18 protein-coding genes are annotated in these 19,859 nt (G+C 71.2%); 15 read left to right on the forward strand and 3 right to left on the reverse strand.

Going from position 1 to position 19,859, the window contains the following annotated elements; translation table 11 throughout:
• Positions 1–77: 77 nt before the first annotated feature.
• Both JNB61_RS04955 and JNB61_RS04960 read right to left on the reverse strand, forming a co-directional pair.
• Entirely contained in the window at positions 78–1,325 is a 1,248-nt protein-coding gene (locus JNB61_RS04955; protein WP_220338916.1) for a D-arabinono-1,4-lactone oxidase, read from the reverse strand.
• Positions 1,326–1,349: 24 nt separating this feature from the next.
• Complete coding sequence (locus tag JNB61_RS04960; protein ID WP_220338917.1) at positions 1,350–2,087, reverse strand: FadR/GntR family transcriptional regulator; 738 nt, start codon at positions 2,085–2,087, stop codon at positions 1,350–1,352.
• 129 nt (positions 2,088–2,216) lie between these two features.
• Here JNB61_RS04960 and JNB61_RS04965 point away from each other — a divergent pair, with 129 nt between their 5' ends.
• The 9 genes from JNB61_RS04965 (at position 2,217) to JNB61_RS05005 (ending at position 11,628) form a co-directional block, all read left to right on the forward strand.
• A complete protein-coding gene (locus JNB61_RS04965) occupies positions 2,217–3,638 on the forward strand; it encodes an MFS transporter (protein ID WP_220288544.1) in 1,422 nt (473 codons plus the stop codon).
• Entirely contained in the window at positions 3,635–5,398 is a 1,764-nt protein-coding gene (locus tag JNB61_RS04970) for a dihydroxyacetone kinase family protein (protein ID WP_220338918.1), read from the forward strand. The genes JNB61_RS04965 and JNB61_RS04970 overlap by 4 nt, the downstream gene beginning before the upstream one ends.
• Complete coding sequence (locus tag JNB61_RS04975; RefSeq protein ID WP_220338919.1) at positions 5,391–5,861, forward strand: ribose-5-phosphate isomerase; 471 nt, start codon at positions 5,391–5,393, stop codon at positions 5,859–5,861. The genes JNB61_RS04970 and JNB61_RS04975 overlap by 8 nt, the downstream gene beginning before the upstream one ends.
• Before the next feature lie 110 nt (positions 5,862–5,971).
• Positions 5,972–6,817 carry a triose-phosphate isomerase family protein gene (locus tag JNB61_RS04980; protein WP_308291207.1) on the forward strand — a complete coding sequence of 282 codons (846 nt, stop codon included), beginning with the start codon at positions 5,972–5,974 and terminating at the stop codon, positions 6,815–6,817.
• Positions 6,814–7,608, forward strand: coding sequence for a sugar phosphate isomerase/epimerase family protein (locus JNB61_RS04985; protein ID WP_220338921.1), 795 nt, complete (start codon positions 6,814–6,816; stop codon positions 7,606–7,608). The genes JNB61_RS04980 and JNB61_RS04985 overlap by 4 nt, the downstream gene beginning before the upstream one ends.
• Entirely contained in the window at positions 7,605–8,483 is an 879-nt protein-coding gene (locus JNB61_RS04990) for a phosphogluconate dehydrogenase C-terminal domain-containing protein (protein ID WP_220338922.1), read from the forward strand. The genes JNB61_RS04985 and JNB61_RS04990 overlap by 4 nt, the downstream gene beginning before the upstream one ends.
• A 27-nt stretch (positions 8,484–8,510) precedes the next feature.
• Positions 8,511–9,266: an SDR family NAD(P)-dependent oxidoreductase gene (locus JNB61_RS04995; protein ID WP_220288538.1), complete on the forward strand. Its 756-nt coding sequence runs from the start codon at positions 8,511–8,513 to the stop codon at positions 9,264–9,266.
• Between the two features lie 154 nt (positions 9,267–9,420).
• Entirely contained in the window at positions 9,421–11,148 is a 1,728-nt protein-coding gene (locus tag JNB61_RS05000) for a hypothetical protein (protein WP_220338923.1), read from the forward strand.
• Between the two features lie 27 nt (positions 11,149–11,175).
• A complete protein-coding gene (locus JNB61_RS05005; RefSeq protein ID WP_220338924.1) occupies positions 11,176–11,628 on the forward strand; it encodes an NUDIX hydrolase in 453 nt (150 codons plus the stop codon).
• A gap of 42 nt (positions 11,629–11,670) precedes the next feature.
• On the opposite strand, the gene JNB61_RS05010 is transcribed toward JNB61_RS05005, so the two are convergent.
• Entirely contained in the window at positions 11,671–12,678 is a 1,008-nt protein-coding gene (locus JNB61_RS05010) for a LacI family DNA-binding transcriptional regulator (protein ID WP_159841434.1), read from the reverse strand.
• 82 nt (positions 12,679–12,760) lie between these two features.
• Between JNB61_RS05010 and JNB61_RS05015 the strand changes: the two genes are divergently transcribed.
• The 6 genes from JNB61_RS05015 to JNB61_RS05040 all read left to right on the forward strand — a co-directional run bounded on the left by JNB61_RS05015 (position 12,761) and on the right by JNB61_RS05040 (position 19,783).
• On the forward strand, positions 12,761–13,138 hold the full coding sequence (locus JNB61_RS05015; RefSeq protein WP_220288534.1) for an L-rhamnose mutarotase: 378 nt from the start codon (positions 12,761–12,763) through the stop codon (positions 13,136–13,138).
• Positions 13,135–14,301: an L-rhamnose isomerase gene (rhaI, locus tag JNB61_RS05020; RefSeq protein ID WP_220288533.1), complete on the forward strand. Its 1,167-nt coding sequence runs from the start codon at positions 13,135–13,137 to the stop codon at positions 14,299–14,301. Before JNB61_RS05015 ends, rhaI begins: the two co-directional genes overlap by 4 nt.
• Before the next feature lie 103 nt (positions 14,302–14,404).
• Complete coding sequence (locus JNB61_RS05025) at positions 14,405–15,271, forward strand: alpha/beta hydrolase fold domain-containing protein (protein ID WP_220288532.1); 867 nt, start codon at positions 14,405–14,407, stop codon at positions 15,269–15,271.
• A gap of 39 nt (positions 15,272–15,310) precedes the next feature.
• Positions 15,311–17,347 (forward strand): bifunctional aldolase/short-chain dehydrogenase, encoded by a 2,037-nt coding sequence (locus JNB61_RS05030; protein WP_220338925.1) that lies wholly within the window; start codon positions 15,311–15,313, stop codon positions 17,345–17,347.
• A complete protein-coding gene (locus JNB61_RS05035) occupies positions 17,344–18,774 on the forward strand; it encodes a rhamnulokinase (RefSeq protein WP_220338926.1) in 1,431 nt (476 codons plus the stop codon). The genes JNB61_RS05030 and JNB61_RS05035 overlap by 4 nt, the downstream gene beginning before the upstream one ends.
• Positions 18,775–18,799: 25 nt before the next feature.
• Complete coding sequence (locus JNB61_RS05040; protein ID WP_220338927.1) at positions 18,800–19,783, forward strand: serine hydrolase domain-containing protein; 984 nt, start codon at positions 18,800–18,802, stop codon at positions 19,781–19,783.
• Positions 19,784–19,859 lie beyond the last annotated feature (76 nt).

The following is a 19,859-nucleotide window of genomic DNA, read 5'->3' on the forward strand; positions in this document are numbered from 1 at the left end:
CGCAAGCCCGCCCGTTCAACCGACAATTCGATGTGGGCTCGCGCGCGGCGTATGGGTTCGGGCGGACAGCGCCCGGGTCAGCGAGGCTCGCGCACTCCCAGGCGCTCGAGATGGGCGTTCGAGAAACGCCCATCGGGATCGAGGCGCTCGAATACGGCCCGGGCATCGGCGAGTCGCGGATGCACCCGCTCGATCCCGGCCCGGTCGAAGCCGTGCAGCTTGCCCCAGTGCGGGCGAGCCCCGAACGGCTCGAGCGCGGCCTCGACACGGGCGACCGCGGCGGCGACGTCGTCGGGATGGTTGTGCCACGTGAAGTGGATGATCACGACGTCGCGCCGGTAAGCCGGACTCAGCCACAGCTCGTCGGCGGCCGCCGTGCGCAGCTCCGTCCAGATGAGATGCGGACGGATGCTGTCTCCCAGCGCGCGCACCGCGTTCAGGGCTGCGGGCGCGTCGGCGCGGGCGACGAAGTACTCGCTCTGGATCTCGTCGCCGAATGACGGCTCGGCGTCCAGGCGGAAGTGCGGGAGCCGCAGCATCCACGGTCCTGGCACGGCCAGTTCCGTGACGTTGTCCTCCACGCCCAGCGGAGAGTCCTCCACCTGGGCGCGCGCCCCATCGAGGATCGTGTCGGGCACGGCGTCGTCATCGGCGTCCAGCCGCGACTTCACCCACACGAATCCCAGCGACGGCTCCTCCCAGCGCGAGAACACCGACACGCTGTACCCGACGGAGGTGAGCGCGTCCCAGTCGGCGAGCGCGGCCTCCCACGACACCCCCGAGTAGATGTCCTGCCGGGCACGGAACGCGGGCACGACATCGAGCGTCAGCGAGACGACGATGCCGTAGGCGCCGAGGCCCACCACGAGCGCGTCGAAGTCGGGGTCGCCACGGCGCACCTCGTGCAGCTCGGCGTCGGCCCCGACGTAGCGCAGCGCGCGGACGGACGCCGAAAGCACCGGATTCGCGTCGCCCGAGCCGTGGGTTCCGGTGGCCGTCGCGCCGCCGACGTTGATGTGCGGAAGGGACCCCATGTTGCGCAGGGCCCATCCGCGGTCGTCGAGCCACACCGCGAGCACGCCGTAACGGATGCCGGCGGGCACGATGACCGTCTGCGCGGCCTCGTCGAGCTCGAACTCGGCCGCGAACCCCGTCACGTCGACGAGCGTGCCGGTCGTGTCGGGCAGGTCGGTGAACGAGTGCCGCGTGCCGAGGGCGCGCATGCGTCCGGGTTCGCGCAGCACTCGCACGACGTCGTCGACCGAGGTCGCCTCGACGATGCGGGGCGCTGTGTACTCGTAGGTTCCAGCCCAGTTGCGCGGCATCGCGCCTCCTTCTCCGGTAGGGGTTCAGTGCGCGGCTTCGGCGGCGAGCCGGAGCGAAGCGGTCGCCATGTGCAGCGCCATCGCCGAGGCGGCAGCATCCTCGTCCGCCGCCTCGATCGCACGGAAGACCGCGTCGTGCTCATCGATGGCGGTGCGCGCCTCGGTCTCGTCGTGGACGGCCCGGTCGGCGTAGACCTGCAGCAGCGACCGCACGACGTGCAGCAGGTCGACGAGGGTGTCGTTGCCGGCGGCGGCGGCGAGTGCGTTGTGGAAGTCGAGGTCGGCGCGAGCGAACGACGTGAGATCGCCGACGCCGTCGCGCATGCGCTCGAGCGAACTCGAGATGTCATCCAGATCGGATGCCCCGGCCCGCCCGGCGGCGAGACGCGCGACGTAGATCTCGAGCCCCGAGCGCAGTTCCAGCAGCTCGGCGGTGTTCTTCCGCCCGATGAGGAGCCCCCAGCGCAGCGTCTGCGGCAGGAGCTCGCTCGCTGTTCCGCGCAGGTACGTGCCCGAGCCCGGACGCACATCGACGATCCCGAGGATCTCGAGTGCGGCAAGAGCCTCCCGCACGGCGGACCGGCCGACGCCGAGCGTCGCCGCCAGCTGCCGTTCCGGCGGAAGGCGTGTACCGGCCTCGAGATCGCCGCTCGTGAAGAGGTCCATGAGACGCCGGGCCACCTCCGAGACGGGCGTGCCCGTCGGCAGTGCGCCGAGCGCCGCCGTGATCTCGGCCGAACGGTCGTCGGGATAGGCGGGCATGCGAACAACCTATCCTGCGCGCGTCGACGGCGGAAGATTTTGGTCAACCGGTTCTTGCATTTGGTCAACCGGTTTGCCACAATGGTCGACGAAAACAACCTCGATCACCGTCGATGAGCAGGAGTCACTGTGGACCAGAACCAGAACATCGCGGACGCGCCCCCCGTCGCGCGATCCGCCATCCGCAAGGTGTCGATCCGCCTCGTGCCGTTCGTCGCGCTGATGTTCTTCATCAACTACCTCGACCGCACGGCGATCGGGTTCGCCGCCCCCAACGGCATGAATGAAGACCTCGCGCTGAGCGCCGCTCAGTTCGGGTTCGCGTCAGGCGTCTTCTTCATCGGCTACATCCTGCTCGAGGTGCCCTCGAACCTGGCGCTGCACAAGTTCGGCGCCCGGCGCTGGCTCTCGCGCATCATGGTCAGCTGGGGCATCGTCGCGCTCCTGTTCACCTGGGTGCAGAACTTCGAGCAGCTCGTCGTGCTGCGCTTCCTCCTCGGCGTCGCCGAGGCCGGATTCTTCCCCGGCGCGATCCTCTTCCTGAGCCTCTGGGTGCCGGCGCAGTTCCGCGGCCGCATCCTCATGCTCTTCTACCTGGCTCAGCCGCTCACCACCGTCATCGGCGCCCCGCTCGCCGGCTGGCTCATCCAGCAGCACGAGGTCTTCTTCGGGCTCGAGGGCTGGCGATTCATGTTCTTCGGCGTCGCGATCCCCGCCATCGTGGTCGGCGTCGTCGCCTGGTTCTACCTCAAGGACAAGCCGGCCGACGCGAAGTGGCTCACCACCGACGAGCAGGTGTGGCTGACCGACGCGCTCGACCGCGAGAAGGCGGCCACGCAGAAGAAGGAGCACGGCCACGTGTCGGCGCGCTTCGCCTTCAAGAGCGGCCGTGTGTGGGTGCTCTCGTTCATCTACTTCGGCTTCATCTACGGCCTGTACGCGCTCGCCTTCTTCCTGCCGACGATCATCGAGGGCTTCCAGGCTCAGACCGGCCAGACCTTCGACACGCTGCAGAAGGGCCTCATCACCGCGATCCCGTACCTGCCGGCCGCCGTCGTCATGTACTTCTGGTCGCGCGACGCCTCCAAGCGCGGCCTCAAGACCTGGCACATCGCCGGCCCCGCGATCGCCGGCGCGATCAGCATCCCGCTCGCGCTGTTCACGGGATCGCCGGCCGCCACGATCGCCGTCATCACGGTCACGGCCTGCGCGATCTTCGCGGCACTGCCGAACTTCTGGACGCTCCCCACGCGTTTCCTCACCGGCGCTGCGGCGGCTGCCGGTGTCGCCCTGATCAACACGATCGGCAACCTCGCCGGCTTCTCGGCTCCGTTCGTCACCGGCTTCGTGCACGACTGGACCGGCGGCTACGAGTTCCCGATGTTCATCGTCGGCTTCGTCATGCTCGTGTCAGCCGTCCTCATGGTGCTCCTCGCCCGCAGCAACCGCATCAACCCCGCCACCGTGGACGAGACGGCGACGGATGCCGCCCCCGCCGTGGACGCGGAGGCCCTGAGCGCCGCGGCCGACCCCAAGGGCGACGCGCGATGACCCGCCTGTGGAACGAGCCGGCGGATTTCGCCGACCAGATGATCGACGGGTTCGTCGCCGCGAACGAGCGGTACGTCCGCCGGGTGCCGGGCGGCGTGGTGCGCAGCACCACCTCGCCGGCCGGTCAGGTCGCGGTCGTCGTCGGCGGCGGCTCGGGCCACTACCCCGCGTTCGGCGGGCTCGTGGGCCCAGGGCTCGCGCACGGCGCGGCGATGGGCAACCTGTTCGCCTCCCCGTCGACGAAGCAGATCCACAACGTCGCGAAGGCCGCCGACAACGGCGGCGGCGTGTTCTTCTCCTACGGCAATTACGCCGGCGACGTGCTGAACTTCGACGCGGCGCAGGAGCGGCTGCGCGCCGAGGGCATCGCGTGCGAGACCGTCACGGTGACCGATGACATCGTCAGCGCCACGGCCGACGAGAAGCGCAAGCGCCGCGGCATCGCGGGCGACCTCACGGTGTTCCGGATCGCTGCCGCGGCCGCCGAGACAGGCGCCGACCTCGCCGAGGTCACTCGTCTCGCCCGCCTCGCGAACGAGCGCACGCGGTCGTTCGGGGTCGCATTCACCGGCTGCACGCTGCCCGGCGCCGAACAGCCGCTGTTCACCGTCCCGGAGGGGCGGATGGCGGTCGGCCTCGGCATCCACGGCGAGCCCGGCATCGACGAGACCGACATCCCCACCGCCGACGGACTCGCCGAGCTGCTCGTCTCGCGACTGCTGGACGAGGTGCCCGACGGTGTCGAGCTCGCGGGTGCGCGCGTCGTGCCCATCCTCAACGGCCTCGGGTCGCTGAAGTACGAGGAGATGTTCGTCGTCTACCGGCGAGTCGCGCAGCTGATCACCGACGCGGGCGTCGAGATCGTGGACCCGCACGTCGGCGAGTACTGCACCAGCTTCGACATGGCGGGCACGTCGCTGACCCTGTTCTGGCTGGCCGGTGCTGGCGAGGACAGTGAGCTCGCCGCCTTGTGGGACACCCCGGTCGACACCCCCGCCTACCGACGCGGCTCGGTCTCACCCCAGCAGCCTCGCGTCGCCGCCGACAGCACCGCCACCGTCGCGGAGGCCGTCGAGCCCGGGGACGAGGCATCCCAGTCCGTCGCCCGCACCGTGCTCGCCGCCGTGCGCACCATGGTGGACACCATCGACACCCACGTCGACGAGCTCGGCCGCATCGACGCGATCGCCGGTGACGGGGACCACGGCATCGGCATGCAGCGCGGCTCGCACGCGGCCCTCGCCGCCGCCACCGCCGCGGTGGACGCAGGTGCGGGCGCCGGCACCACCCTCGCGCACGCGGCGGACGCCTGGAGCGACAAGGCCGGCGGCACCTCCGGCGCGCTGTGGGGCGTCATCCTGAACGCGGTCGCCGGGAAGCTCGGCGACCAGGGCCGCCCCGACGCGGCCGCCATCGCCACCGGCGTGGCCGCCGGCTCGCGCGGGGTCACCGACTACGGCAAGGCCGAGGTCGGCGACAAGACGCTCGTCGACGCGCTCGTGCCGTTCAGCTCCGCGCTCACCCAGGCCGTCGACGGCGGTGCCGGCCTGACCGACGCGTGGCGGACGGCGGCGGATGCCGCGACCCGCGCCGCCGCGGCGACCGCCGACCTCCTCCCCCGCATGGGCCGCGCGCGCACGCACGGCCAGAACAGCGTGGGCACCCCCGACCCCGGCGCGATCTCGCTCGCGCTCATCGTGACCGCCGTGGGAGAGACGCTCGCGGCTGAGAACTCAGTGAAGGAGAGCGCGGATGTCTGAGCCCCTGCGCATCGTGATCGGCGCCGACGACGCCGGCTTCGACTACAAGGAGATCCTCAAGAAGGACCTCGAGCAGAACCCCGGCGTGGTCGAGGTCATCGACGTGGGCGTGGACGCCGACGGCCACACCCCGTACCCGAAGGTCGCCATCGAGGCGGCACAGCGGGTCGCCGCCGGCACTGCCGACCGCGCGCTGCTGATCTGCGGCACGGGCCTGGGCGTCGCGATCGCGGCGAACAAGGTGCCCGGCATCCGCGCCGTCACCGCCCACGACTCGTTCTCGGTCGAGCGCGGCGTGCTGTCCAACAACGCACAGGTGCTCACCATGGGCCAGCGCGTGGTCGGCATCGAGCTCGCCCGCCGCCTGGTGCGCGAGTGGCTCACCTACCGGTTCGACACCAGCTCGGCCTCGGCCGAGAAGGTCGCCGTCATCGACGAGTTCGAGACCACGGGCTCCTGCTGATGACCGCGCACGAACTCCGCAGAATCGCACCGAGCTCGCAGGATTCCGCGCCGAATCCGCGAAGTTCGCGCGACTCTGCGGAGTTCGCGCGATCACAGGTCACGGTCGGGGTGAGCCTGAAGACGTACTTCGGGCACGAGCGCGCGCGCACGTGGTTCGCCGACGTGGCCCAGCGCGCCGCCGCGCACCCGGCAGTGGCAGGCGGCTCCGTCCGGTTCTTCGTCATCCCGACCTACCTGCAGATCCCGGCCGCGCTCGACGCCTTCGGCGGCACCCCGGTGCTCGTCGGCGCGCAGGACGTCTCGGAGTTCGCGCCCGGCGCGTACACCGGCGAGGTCACCGCCGACGAGCTCGCCGAAGTCGGCGTCCAGGTCGCCGAGATCGGGCACGCCGAACGGCGCCGGCTGTTCGACGAGACCGACACCGTCACCGCCGCCAAGGCCGCCGCCGCGCTCGCTCACGGCATCACTCCCGTACTGTGCATCGGCGAGGCCGAGCGTCTGGGCGCGCCCGCCGCCGCGCTCGCCAACGTCGAGCAACTCGCGACGAACCTCGACGGCGTCCCGGTCGGGCCGGTCATCGTGGCGTACGAACCGGTATGGGCGATCGGCGCCGCCGAACCCGCCCCCGACGACCACATCGCCACCGTCACCCGCGCCCTCCGCGCCGCCGTCGACGCCGACCCCGCCCGCGCGGGCAGCGTCGTCATCTACGGCGGCTCCGCCGGCCCCGGCCTGCTCGCCCGCCTCGGCGACAGCGTCGACGGACTCTTCCTCGGCCGCTTCGCGCACGACCCGGACGCCCTCGTCGCGGTCTGGGACGAGGCATCCGTCCTCGCCTCCTCTCGCATCCTCCACACCGTGGAACCCCAGCATGCGGACGAGACCCCGGGTGAACCCCACGGTCTCGTCCCTCCACTGTCGTCTCACGCGAAGACGGTCGAGGTCGACGCATGATCGGCCTGGGCACCTACGCCTTCTTCTGGCAGCACTCCGACCAGGTGCCCCAGCCGCTGTCGCTGGTCGGCGCCTTCGAGGCGACGAGGGAGCTCGGCGTCGACCTGTTCCAGATCTGCGACTACGCGCCGCTCGAGCAGATGGACGACGCGGAGCTGACGGATGCCGCAGCCGCCGCCCGCGACCTCGGCCTCACGATCGAGCTCGGCACGAAGGGCGTCGAGCCCGGCCGCCTGGCCCGCTTCCTCGAGCTCGCCGGCGTCTTCGGCGCGGGGCTCGTGCGCAGCATGATGTACTCCCCCGACAGCCGCCCCACCCTGGCCCAGGCTGAGGAGTGGCTGCGCGCGGCGCTGCCGGCCTACGAGGCATCCGGAGTCGACCTCGCACTCGAGACGTACGAGCAGGTCTCGACCGCGGACCTCGTGGGGCTCGTCGCCCGCATCGACAGCAAGCGGCTCGGCATCTGCCTCGACCCGGCGAATGTCGTGGCGCGCCTAGAGCTGCCGCGGCACTGCGTCGATCAGACCGCGGGACACGTCAAGAGCGTGCACGTCAAGGACTTCGCCTTCGCCCGCCAGCCCGGCTGGGTCGGCTTCACCTACGGCGGTGCGCCGATGGGCGAGGGCCTGCACGACTACCCCTACCTGCTCGAGACCGTGAAGCCCCGTGAGAACGGTGTCAACGAGGTCGTCGAGCACTGGCTCTCCTGGCACACAGACGCAGAGACCACCGTCCGCACCGAGCGGGAATGGACCCGCCGAACCATCGAATACCTGAGGAGCACGTCATGAGCACCACCGCTGAGAACACCAGCACAGACACGTACAAGATCGCCGTCGTCGGCGCCGGCGGCAAGATGGGCATGCGCGTGTCCAACAACCTCGTGAAGACCGACCACACCGTCTGGTACGTCGAGAACTCGCCCGCCGGGCAGCAGCGCACGCTCGATGCGGGTCGTGAGCTGACGGATGCCGCCACCGCCGTCGCCGACGCCGACATCGTGGTTCTCGCGGTGCCCGACCTGGCCCTCGGGCCCGTCACCGCCGACCTCGTGCCGCAGCTGAAGTCCGGCGCGATCGTGCTCACGCTCGACCCCGCCGCCGCCTACGCAGGACTGCTCACCACCCGCGACGACGTCATCCAGGCCGTCGCGCACCCCTGCCACCCGTCGGTGTTCCTCGAGCGCACCACCAAGGAGGAGTGGGCCGACACCTTCGGCGGCATCGCCGCCCCGCAGGACGCGATCGCGGCCGTCGATTCCGGCGACCCCGCCCACAAGGCGATCGTCGAGGCCACGGTCCGCGCGATCTACGCCCCCGTCATCGACGTGCACTTCGTGACCGTCAAGCAGCTCGCCCAGCTCGAGCCGACGCTGGTCGAGACCGTCGCCTGCATGATCGGCGCGCTCCTCAACGAGGCGCTCGACGAGGCGATCCACACCATGGGCGTTCCGGAGGCGGCGGCGCGCAGCATCCTGTACGGTCACACCCAGGTGGCGCTCGCCAACGGCCTGCGCGGCGACAACCCGTTCTCGGACGCGTGCCTCATCGCGATGGACTACGGCCGCGAGTCGATCATCAAGGACGACTGGAAGAAGATCTTCCGCGACGACGAGCTCGACAAGAACCTCGCGCGCATGCTCCACCTCGACCGCATCGAGCGCTGACAGCGCCCGCGGCCGAAGGGATCAGACATGGGACAGCTCGAAGGCAAGACCGCTCTCATCACCGGCGGGGCACTCGGCATCGGCTTGGCCGTCGCCCAGCGCTTCGCCCGTGAGGGCGCGCGGGTGATCCTCGCCGACCGCAACGGCGAGGGCGCGGCCGCGGCCGCCGCCGGGATCGGCGAGAACGCCCGTGCCGTCACGATGGACATCTCCGACGAGGACGCGGTCGCCGCAGCCTTCGCCGAAGTCGAGGCGGCCGGCTGGGCGCCCGACGTGGTGGTCGCGAACGCCGGAGTGCAGCTGTTCGGGCAGGACGCGCAGGCGGCCGACCTCGACCTCGACGTGTGGCGCCGGACGATCGACATCAACCTGACGGGCGCGTTCCTCACGGTCAAGCACGCGGTGCGCTCGATGCTCCCGCGCGGCGGCGGGTCGATCATCCTCACGGGCAGCCCGACCGCGGTCAACGGCGAGGGCAAGGACTTCACCGCCTACAGTGCGTCCAAGGCCGGTATGCACGGCCTCGCCCGCACGGTTGCGGCGGCCTACGCCGACCGCGGCATCCGGGTGAACACGGTGCAGCCCGCGTACACCGAGACGCCTCTGGTGGCCGCGATCAGCGAGGACCCGGAGTCCCGCGCCGCGATCATCAGCCGCATACCGATCGGGCGTGCCGGCACGCCCGACGACGTCGCGGGCATCATGGTGTATCTCGCCAGCGACGACGGCGCGTTCGCCACAGGGGCGACGTTCCAGGTCGACGGCGGAATGACCTCGCTCTGACCTGGAGCCCTGCGGGTTCGGGGCGCACTTCGTCCGTTCGGGGCGCGCTTCGAGCGCCACGAACGGAGATTCCGCGCCCCGAACCCGGAACGACGACGGGCGGAGCACCACGAAGGTGGCGCAGGAGCGACGGCGGAGGACGAGGATGGGGATCATGACGGACCTGTGGAACGGCGAGCCTGCCCGCGAGTGGACGAGCGGACCGTGGTCGCTCGAGCTGCGTGACGACGAGTTCGCCGACATCGCGTACGAGGGCAGCGTCGTGCTCCGCTCGATCCGGGCGGTCGTGCGTGATCGCAACTGGGACACCGCACGCCTCGTGGTCGATCGTGTCGACTCGTCGGGCATCGCGCTGACGCTGCACGTCCACTCGACCGGGCTCGGGTCCGACCTCCGCGGCGTCGTCCGCGCCGAGGTGCGCGGGGCGGGGCGCCTCCGCGTGATCGCCGACCTCGAGTCGGCCTCCGAGTTCCAGACGAACCGCACCGGTCTCGTCGCGCTGCACCCGCCCGCGCTCGCGGGCGCCGCGATGGACGTCCGCCACCCCGACGGCGGCGTGACCCACTCGCGGTTCCCCGCCGACATCAGCCCCCATCAGCCCGCGTTCGACATCGCCGGCCTGTCGTGGTCGCACGATGGCCTCGCCGTCGACGTGCGCTTCTCAGGCGACGTGTTCGAGATGGAGGACCAGCGCAACTGGACGGATGCCTCGTACAAGACGTACAGCCGCCCGCTCGCGCTGCCCTTCCCCTACTCGCTCGCCGCCGGCGAGCGGGTGGTGCAGTCGATCGAGATCTCCGTGTCGGGAACGCCCACGCCTGCACAGGAGGAGCCGGTCACCCGCATCCGGCTCGAGGAGGGGCCGCCGCTTCCCGCGATCGCCGTGTCGGCGTCGACGGCGCCGGATCCCGCTCCCGGCTTCGCCCCGATGGGTGCTGCGGTGCTCGTCGAGCTCGACCTCGCCACCCGCAACTGGCGCGCCGCACTCGACCGGGCGGCGGCATCCGCCCTCCCGCTCGACGTCAGGTTCGTGATCGCCGACGACGATCCGGCGGCGATCGAGCAGGCCGTGCTCGCTCTGCGCGACCGGCCGGTCGCCCGGGCGACCGCGTTCGCGCCGACGGGCCCGGCGCAGCATGTCTCGGACCTCGCCGCCATCGGCCACCTGCGCCACGCCCTCGCCGAGGCGGGGATCGAGGCCGAGGTGGTCGGCGGCGCGCGGTCGCACTTCACCGAGCTGAACCGCGAGCACCACCGCCTGCCGCGAGGCCTCGACGGCATCGTGTTCAGCAGCACGCCGCTGTTCCACAGCCTGAGCTCGGCGCAGCTCACCGAGTCGATCGCCATGCAGCGCCTCGTCGCGAACCAGGGCGTCCGCCTCGCCGGCGGGCTGCCCGTGCACATCGGGCCGATCTCGCTCCGCCCGCACTTCAACAACGCGGCCGTGACGCCGCCGCCGATGCCGGAGCACGACGACCTCCGCGACGGGTACGGGCCGGCGCTGACGGATGCCGTCGACCCCCGGCAGGCCGCCCCCGAACTGGCCGCGTGGACCGTCGCCAGCGCCGCGGCTCTCGCGGTGCCCGGTGTCGCCACCCTCGCGTACTTCGAGGAGTGGGGACCCCGCGGCCTGCGCACCGCCGACGGTGCACCCCACCCCGCGCTCGACGCCGTCGCCGCGCTGGCCCCGCTCGCCGGCGCGCCGGGCCTGCGCGGCGACTCGCCCGACGGCCTCGTGTGGGCGCTCGGTGCACGCACCGCCGACACCGACGTCGTGTTCGCCGCCAACCTCGACCGCCGCACCCGCGGCGTCGAGATCGAACTGCCGGGCGGCGTGATCCGTGACGTCGAGCTCGCACCGCACACGTTCGCGCGGGTCTGAGCGACGCCCGCGGTAGGTTGGGTCGCCGTGGCCCGTTTCTCCGTCGTCCCCTCGTCGTACGTCTATCTCCGCCGCGGCGACGCCGTGCTGCTGCAGCTGCGGCACAACACCGGCTACATGGACGGATGCTGGGCAGCCGGCGCCGCGGGCCACGTCGAGCTCGGCGAGACCGCTGCGGTCGCCGCGATCCGCGAAGTGCGCGAAGAGCTCGGCCTTGCACTCCTGCCCACCGCGCTGACGCCGGTGGCCGTCATGCAGCGCACGGACGGCACCGACGATCCGATCGAGCAGCGCGTCGACTGGTTCTTCGTGTGCGACGAATGGGAGGGCGAGCCCGAGATCCTCGAGCCGCGCAAGTGCGCGGCGCTCGCATGGTTCGACCTCGACGCGCTCCCCGACCGCATGCCCGAGTACGAACGAGAGGCCGTGATCGCGCTCCGCGACGGCGCCCGCGCACAGTTGCTCATGCACGGCTTCTGAGCATCGCGGCCTCGGACTGGTCGAGCCGTCGGCTCCGGGCGCTCAGCCCACGGTGGACTCGCGCACCACGAGCTCCGGGCGGAACCGCACCCTGCGTTCGTGGTCGCCGCCGGGTTCTTCGATGTCCTTGAGGAGGAGGTCGACAGCGGTGTAGCCGATGAGGTGCGCCGGCTGGCGGATCGAGCTCAGCGGCACGACCGTCGCCGACGCGAAGTCGATGTCGTCGTAGCCGATCAGCGCGATGTCGCGCGGCACTCTCAGGTCGGCCATGAGCGTGAACGCCTGCAGCGCGCCGACGGCGAGCAGGTCGTTCGCCGCGAACACCCCGTCGGGCCGCTCGGCGGCCGGACGGGCACGCAGGAGCTCGCCCGCCTCGCGCCCCTGCAGGACCGACAGCGCCGACATCTCGACGACCTCGAGCGTCGCGCCCACCACCTCGCCGATGGCGCGGCGGGCGCCCTCCAGGCGGTCGGCGACCTGCCGGATCGTTCCCGGCCCCCCGATGAACGCGATGCGCCGGCGGCCTGTCGACAACAGATGCGATACCGCCAAGTAGCCGCCCTCGACGTCGTCGACCGAGACCGAGCCGAACGATCGCTCGGCGTCCTCATGGTCGACGAGCACCACCGGCACGCCCCCGGCGTGCAGGCGCGCGAGCCGGTCCAGGTCTCGGTCGACGGGAGTGACGAGCACGCCGTTGACCCTCTGCTCACGGAACAGCTCGAGATACGCGTCCTCGCGATCCGAGCGCTCGTCGCTGTTGCCGAGCAGCACGCTCATGCCCGACTCCGCGGCGCGGTCCTCGGCGCCGCGGGCGACCTCGGCGAAGAACGGGTTGCCGGCGTCGAGCACGATCAGCGCGATGCTGCGGCTGCGCCCCGCCCTGAGCTGGCGGGCTGCGTCGTTGCGCACGAAGCCCAGCTCCTCGATCGCCTGCGTCACACGCTCGACCGTCGCGGGAGACACCTTCTCGGGCCGGTTGAGCACGTTCGAGACGGTCCCCACCGAGACGGATGCCGCGGCCGCGACATCCCGCACGCTCACCACCATCGCCCACTCCCGGTTGCTGTTGCATGAAACGATACAGACACGCTACGCTTTGAAACGATTCATAGACACTGAGGACGTTTCGATGACGAGAGTCTGCTTCCAGCTGATGGTGCGGCCCGAACTGCTGGACGAGTACATCGCCCGCCACACGCCGGTGTGGCCGGAGATGCTCGCCGAGATCGCCGCCTCCGGGCGCCGCAACTACTCGCTCTTCCTGGGCGACGGCGGACGCCTCATCGGCTACTACGAGACCGACGACGACCAGGCCGCGCAGGCCTACCTCGCGAACTCCGAGGTCGCCGCGCGCTGGGAGGCCGAGATGGGCCGATTCTTCGTCGGCCTCGAAGGTCGCCCCGATCAGGCGGCCACGCCGCTCACGGAAGTCTTCAACCTCGCCGACCAACTCGCCGCCGCCGGGAGCGCGGCGACCGACACCACCCGAGAAGGCAACGCATCATGACGACCCTGTCACCCGACATCCTCACCGCGCTCGAAGGCCAGGGCATCGAGCTGCCCAGCTGGGCGTTCGGAAACTCCGGAACCCGCTTCCGGGTGTTCACGACGCCCGGCACCCCGCGCGACCCGTACGAGAAGATCGCGGATGCCGCTCAGGTGAACGCCTATACGCGGCTGGCGCCGAGCGTGGCACTTCACATCCCGTGGGACAAGGTCGACGATTACTCCGACCTGCGCCGCCACGCGGAGGACCTCGGTGTGAGGCTCGGCACCATCAACTCGAACACGTTCCAGGACGAGGACTACAAGTTCGGCGCGCTCACGCATCACGACGACCGCATCCGCCAGAAGGCGATCGACCACCACTTCGAGTGCATCGAGATCATGGATGCCACCGGCTCGCGCGACCTCAAGATCTGGCTCGCCGAGGGCTCGAACTACCCGGGTCAGGGCGACATGCGCGCCCGCCAGGACCGCCTGCAGGACTCGCTCCAGAAGATCTACGACCGCCTCAGCGACGAGCAGCGCCTCGTGCTCGAGTACAAGTTCTTCGAGCCGGCGTTCTACCACACCGATGTTCCGGACTGGGGCACGTCCTACGCTCAGGTCGCGAGTCTCGGCGACAAGGCCATGGTGTGCCTCGACACCGGCCACCACGCGCCCGGCACGAACATCGAGTTCATCGTGATGCAGCTGCTGCGCCTCGGCAAGCTCGGCTCGTTCGACTTCAACTCGCGCTTCTACGCCGACGACGACCTCATCGTGGGCGCCGCCGACCCGTTCCAGCTGTTCCGCATCATCTTCGAGGTCGTGCGCGGCGGGGGACTCAACAACCCCGACGTGGCGTTCATGCTGGACCAGTGCCACAACATCGAAGACAAGATCCCGGGTCAGATCCGCTCCGTGCTCAACGTCCAGGAGATGACGGCCCGCGCGCTCCTGGTCGACCGTGAGGCCCTCGCCGCGGCGCAGCAGCAGAACGACGTGCTCGCCGCGAACGCCGTCTTCATGGACGCGTTCTACACCGACGTGCGGCCCGCGCTCGCCGAGTGGCGCGAGTCGCGCGGACTCGCAGCCGACCCGATGGCCGCGTACGCGGCATCCGGCTACCCGCAGCAGATCGCTGCGGACCGCCTCGGCGGCACGCAGGCCGGCTGGGGCGCATAAGCCGCACACAGACCCACCGGGGGCGTGGGATGCCGATCCCCGCGCCCCCGGTGCAGCAACCGGTCCGGCATGTTCGCCGCGGCCCTGATCTCGAAGGATGCAGATGAGCGAGCCCTACCCCGCCGCCGAGGGACTCGTGCGTGTGTACCCCGCGCGCGAGCCGAACGGAACCGGACTCCTCTGGGCGCACGGCGGCGGCTTCGCGTTCGGCGACCTCGACATGCCGGAGTCCGACTGGGTCGCCGCGCAGCTCGCGTCCCGCGGCACGACCGTGGTCTCGGTGGACTACCGCCTCGCCCCCGTACCGGAGGAGTGGGCGGATGCCGCGACCCCGCCGCGAGCCGGACACCATTACCCCGCGGCGTCCGACGACCTGCTCACGGCGTGGTCGTGGGTGCTCGAGAACGCCGCCCGTCTCCGCGTGGACCGCAGGCGCCTGGCGATCGGCGGCACGAGCGCCGGTGGCAACCTCGCCGCCGGCGCGACGCTGCGTCTTCTCGAGCGCCGCGCGGAGACACTGCCGGCACTCGTCCTCCTCGCCTACCCGACCCTCCTCGCCGTGCAGCCCGCGCCGGACGCCGCGCTGCGCGCGGCGCTCGACGCCCAGCCCGACGCCGACCGCTTCGGCCCGGACGCGGTCCGGGGCATGTACGAGAACTATCTCGGCGGCCCCGTCGACGGCGCGCCTCTCGGCGCGGTCCCCGGCCTCGCCCGTCGAGAAGACCTGGCGCAGTTCCCGCCGACGCTCATGGTGAACGGCGACGTCGACGAGCTCCGCGTCTCGGGCGAGGCCTTCGCCGCCTCGCTGAGGGACGCCGGACGCCCGGTCGACGTGGTGACCGAGCCCGGCACCGACCACGGCCACCTCAACCGGCCGCACGAGCCGGCGGCATCCGTCACCATCGACCGGTTCGCGAGCCGCCTCGCCGCCCTGCAGACCCCGACCCGGATCGACCCGCCCGCCGCCTGATCGCGGCACCGCTCAGACCCCACGCAAAGGAACCCGATCATGACCAACCAGGCCGTCACCGACCTGATCGAGCGGTCCAACCGCCTCGGCGCCGACCCGAAGAACACCAATTACGCCGGCGGCAACACCTCGGCCAAGGGCACGGAGACCGACCCGGTCACCGGCGAGCCCGTCGAGCTGCTGTGGGTCAAGGGATCCGGCGGCGACCTGGGCACTCTGAAGGAGTCGGGCCTCGCGGTGCTGCGCCTGGATCGCATGCGCGCCCTCGCGAACGTCTACCCCGGCGTCGACCGCGAGGACGAGATGGTCGCCGCGTTCGACTACTGCCTGCACGGCAAGGGCGGCGCCGCGCCGTCGATCGACACGGCGATGCATGGCCTGGTCGACGCCGCGCACGTCGACCACCTCCACCCCGACGCGGGCATCGCGATCGCGACCGCGGCCGACGGCGAGGAGCTGACCGCGAAGATCTTCGGCGACAAGGTCGTGTGGGTGCCGTGGCGGCGCCCCGGCTTCCAGCTGGGCCTCGACATCGCGGCGATCAAGGAGAAGAACCCGCGGGCGTTGGGCACGATCCTCGGCGGCCACGGCATCACGGCCTGGGGCGACACGTCGGATGAGGCCGAGAAGAACTCGCTCTGGATCATCGAGACCGCCCAGGCGTACATCGACGCCCACGGCAAGGCCGACCCGTTCGGCGGCGTCCGCGCCGGCTTCGAGGCGCTGCCCGACAGCGAGCGCCGCGCCAAGGCCGCCGCGCTCGCCGCGACGATCCGCGGTCTCGCGTCGACCGACAAGCCGATGGTGGGCCACTTCACCGACGCCGCGGTCGTCACCGACTTCCTCGCGTCCGAGCGCGCCCCCGAACTGGCTGCGCTCGGCACCAGCTGCCCCGACCACTTCCTGCGCACCAAGGTCAAGCCGCTCATCCTCGACCTTCCGGCCGGCGCCTCGATCGAGGACTCCGTCGCGCGCCTGAAGGAGCTGCACGAGGAGTACCGCGCCGACTACCAGGCCTACTACGACGCGCACGCCACCGCGGACTCCCCCGCGATCCGCGGCGCGGACCCGCTCATCGTCCTCATCCCCGGCGTGGGCATGTTCTCGTACGGCGCGAACAAGCAGACCGCGCGCGTGGCCGGCGAGTTCTACGTGAACGCCATCAACGTGATGCGCGGCGCCGAGGCCCTCTCGACGTACACGCCCATCTCCGACGCCGAGAAGTTCCGCATCGAGTACTGGGCGCTCGAAGAGGCCAAGCTGCAGCGCATGCCGAAGCCGAAGACCCACCAGGGCCGCATCGCGCTCGTCACGGGCGCGGCATCCGGCATCGGCAAGGCCATCGCGACCCGCCTGGCCGCCGAGGGGGCGTGCGTCGTCGTCGCCGATCTCGACCTCGAGAAGGCGCAGGCCGCCGCGGCGGAGCTCGGGAACACGGATGTCGCCATCGGCGTCGCTGCCAACGTCGCCGACGCCGACGCGATCCAGGCCGCGTTCGACGCCGCGGTGCTCGCGTTCGGCGGCGTCGACCTCGTCGTCAACAACGCCGGTCTGTCGCTCTCGAAGCCGCTGCTGGAGACCACCGAGAAGGACTGGGACCTGCAGCACGACGTCATGGCCAAGGGCTCGTTCCTGGTGTCGAAGGCCGCCGCGAAGATCCTCATCGAGCAGAAGCTGGGCGGCGACGTGATCTACATCTCGTCGAAGAACTCGGTCTTCGCCGGCCCGAACAACATCGCGTACTCGGCGACCAAGGCCGACCAGGCCCACCAGGTGCGCCTGCTCGCGGTCGAGCTCGGCGAGCACGGCGTGCGCGTGAACGGCATCAACCCCGACGGCGTCGTGCGCGGCTCGGGAATCTTCGCCGCCGGCTGGGGCGCGAACCGCGCCGCGACGTACGGCGTCAAGGAAGAGGACCTCGGCCAGTTCTACGCGAACCGCACGATCCTCAAGCGCGAGGTCGTGCCCGAGAACGTCGCCGACGCGGTGTACGTCCTCACCGGCCCCGAGCTCTCGCGCACCACGGGCCTGCACATCCCCGTCGACTCCGGCGTCGCCGCCGCGTTCCTGCGATGACATCCCGCTCGGGCGGCGTCGTCGCGGCGGTCGATCTCGGTGCGACCAGCGGGCGCGTCATGCTCGGCTATGTCGACGACAGGATGCTGCGCCTCGAGCAGGTGGCGCGATTCCCGAACGGTCCCGTACCCGGCGCCGACGGCGAGCTGCACTGGGACTTCACGGCGCTGTACCGGCACATCGTGGACGGCCTCACCGAGGCGCTGCGCCGCGAACCGGGCATCGCGAGCATCGGCATCGACTCGTGGGCCGTCGACTACGGTCTGGTGCACGGCGGCGAACTGCTCGACGAGCCGTTCCACTACCGCGACGAGCGCACCGCGCGCGGCGTCGAGACGGTACACGCCGAGGCGCCCTTCGAGGAGCTGTATCGGCGCAACGGCCTGCAGTTCCTGCCGTTCAACACGCTGTACCAGTACGCGGTCGAGCAGCGTCTCGCCGACGCCGAGGTCTCGCTTCTCATCCCGGACCTCGTCGCGTTCCTCCTCACCGGAGCGCGGGTCGCCGAGCGCACGAACGCCTCGACCACGGGACTCGTCGATGTCCGCACCGGCGAGTGGGACCTCGAGCTCGCGGCCCGGCTCGGGATCGCGGCATCCGTCCTGCCTCCCCTGATCGATCCGGGCACGGTGCTGGGCACGCTGCACGGCGAGGCTCGCGAGCGCATCGGCGCACCCCTCGCCGTGATCGCGGTCGGCTCGCACGACACCGCCTCGGCCGTCGTCGCGGTGCCGCTCAGCACCCCCGACGCGGCGTACATCTCGTGCGGCACGTGGGGACTGGTCGGGGTCGAGCTCGACGAGCCCGTCGTGAGCGACGCGGCGCGCGCGGCGAACTTCACGAACGAGGGCGGCGTCGACGGGCGCGTGCGCTTCCTCCACAACGTGACCGGGCTGTGGCTCTTGAGCGAGGCCGTGCGGACGTGGGAGGCCGAGGATGGCGCCGTGATCGATCTGCCGGGATTGCTGGATGCTGCGGCCTCGGTCTCCGGCGACATCCCACTGTTCGACGCGAACGACGCGCGCCTGTCGGCCCCGGGCGACATGCCCGCGCGCATCGCAGCGGTGCTCGCCGAAGCGGGCGCTCGCGTCCCCGCCACACGTGAGGCGCTCGCGCGCACGATCGTGGAGAGCATCGCGCAGGCGTTCGCCGACGCGGTCGCGACCGCCGGCGCGCTCACCGGGCGCGCGATCGACGTGATCCACATCGTCGGCGGCGGCGCGCTCAACCGGCTGCTGTGTCAGGCGACGGCGGACCGCTCGGGGTTGCCGGTGCTCGCGGGTCCGGTCGAGGCGACCGCGCTCGGCAACGTGCTCGTGCAGGCGCGGGCGCACGGCTGGTTCGGACGTGATGCCTCGCTCGAGACCCTCCGGATGGCGGTCGCGGCGGTGTTCCCGCCCGAACGCTTCGAACCCCGGGCAGGATAGAACCTCGCGCTCGAGAGGACTCCGCATGACCGAATACGCCGCCGCGTTCGACTGGGCCCGTCGTGCGGTCGAGGCCGACCGCCTGCCGACCGCCGTACTGGGCATCGCGACAGCCGAGGGGGTCGTCGCACTCGACGCGTTCGGAGCGACCGGAGGCCGTGCCGCCAAGGTCGACGACCACTACCGGCTGTTCTCGATCACGAAGCCCCTCGTCGGACTCGTCGCGGCGCGGGCGATCGAGCGCGGGCTGCTCGTTCCCGGCACGCCGCTCGCGGCCGCAGTGCCTGACTTCGGCCGGCACCGCGACGACCTCGTGCGGCTGCGGCACCTCGCAAGTCACACCTCGGGCATCGCCGAACCGGCGATGGACGCGCCGGGTCTTCGCGACAGGCTGGTCAACGGCGGCAGGGACTTCGTCGCCGGAACGATGTCGCGGTACTCGACGATCGCGTTCGAGGGCATCGCCGCCCTCATCGAGCACGCCACCGGAAGGACATGGGACGCGGACCTCGCCGAATGGGCGTCCGCGCTCGGCGCCGACGGGCTGACACTCGACGACGCATCCGACCCACATGAGGTGACGGATGCTGCGGCCCACGGCCTCGACATCGAGGCGTTCGCGGCGCTCCGGCACCCAGGCGCCGGGCTGATCGGGCGTGCAGGCGATCTGCTCGCGCTCGCCTCGGCGCTCTTGCGGATCGGCCGCGGCGAGACCGGCGGCGTCGTGCACCCGCGCACGCTGGAGATGATGCTGCGCCCGCTGACGGGCGACATCCCGCGGCTCGATCCGTATCCCGCAGCGGTCGGGCAGGACTGGGGCTTCACCTGGAACCTGCGCACACGCGCACCCAGCCTGATCGACCGCGACGCCTACGGGCACGGTGGCTGGGCCGGCACCGAGCTGTGGATCCATCCCACCGCGGGCGTCGCCTGGGTGCTGCTGACCAACCGGGTCGATCGGCCCGTGAACATCGACGAGCTCGACAACGCGGTGATCACCGCGCTCTGAATTCACGAGGGGCCGATGCCGCGGGCATCCGTCTCCCCTCTTCCTCCGCGGGAGTCAACCCCTGTCGCTCCGTGCG

Source organism: Microbacterium ureisolvens (genome assembly GCF_019511645.1).
Classification (GTDB): Bacteria; Actinomycetota; Actinomycetes; order Actinomycetales; family Microbacteriaceae; genus Microbacterium; species Microbacterium ureisolvens_A.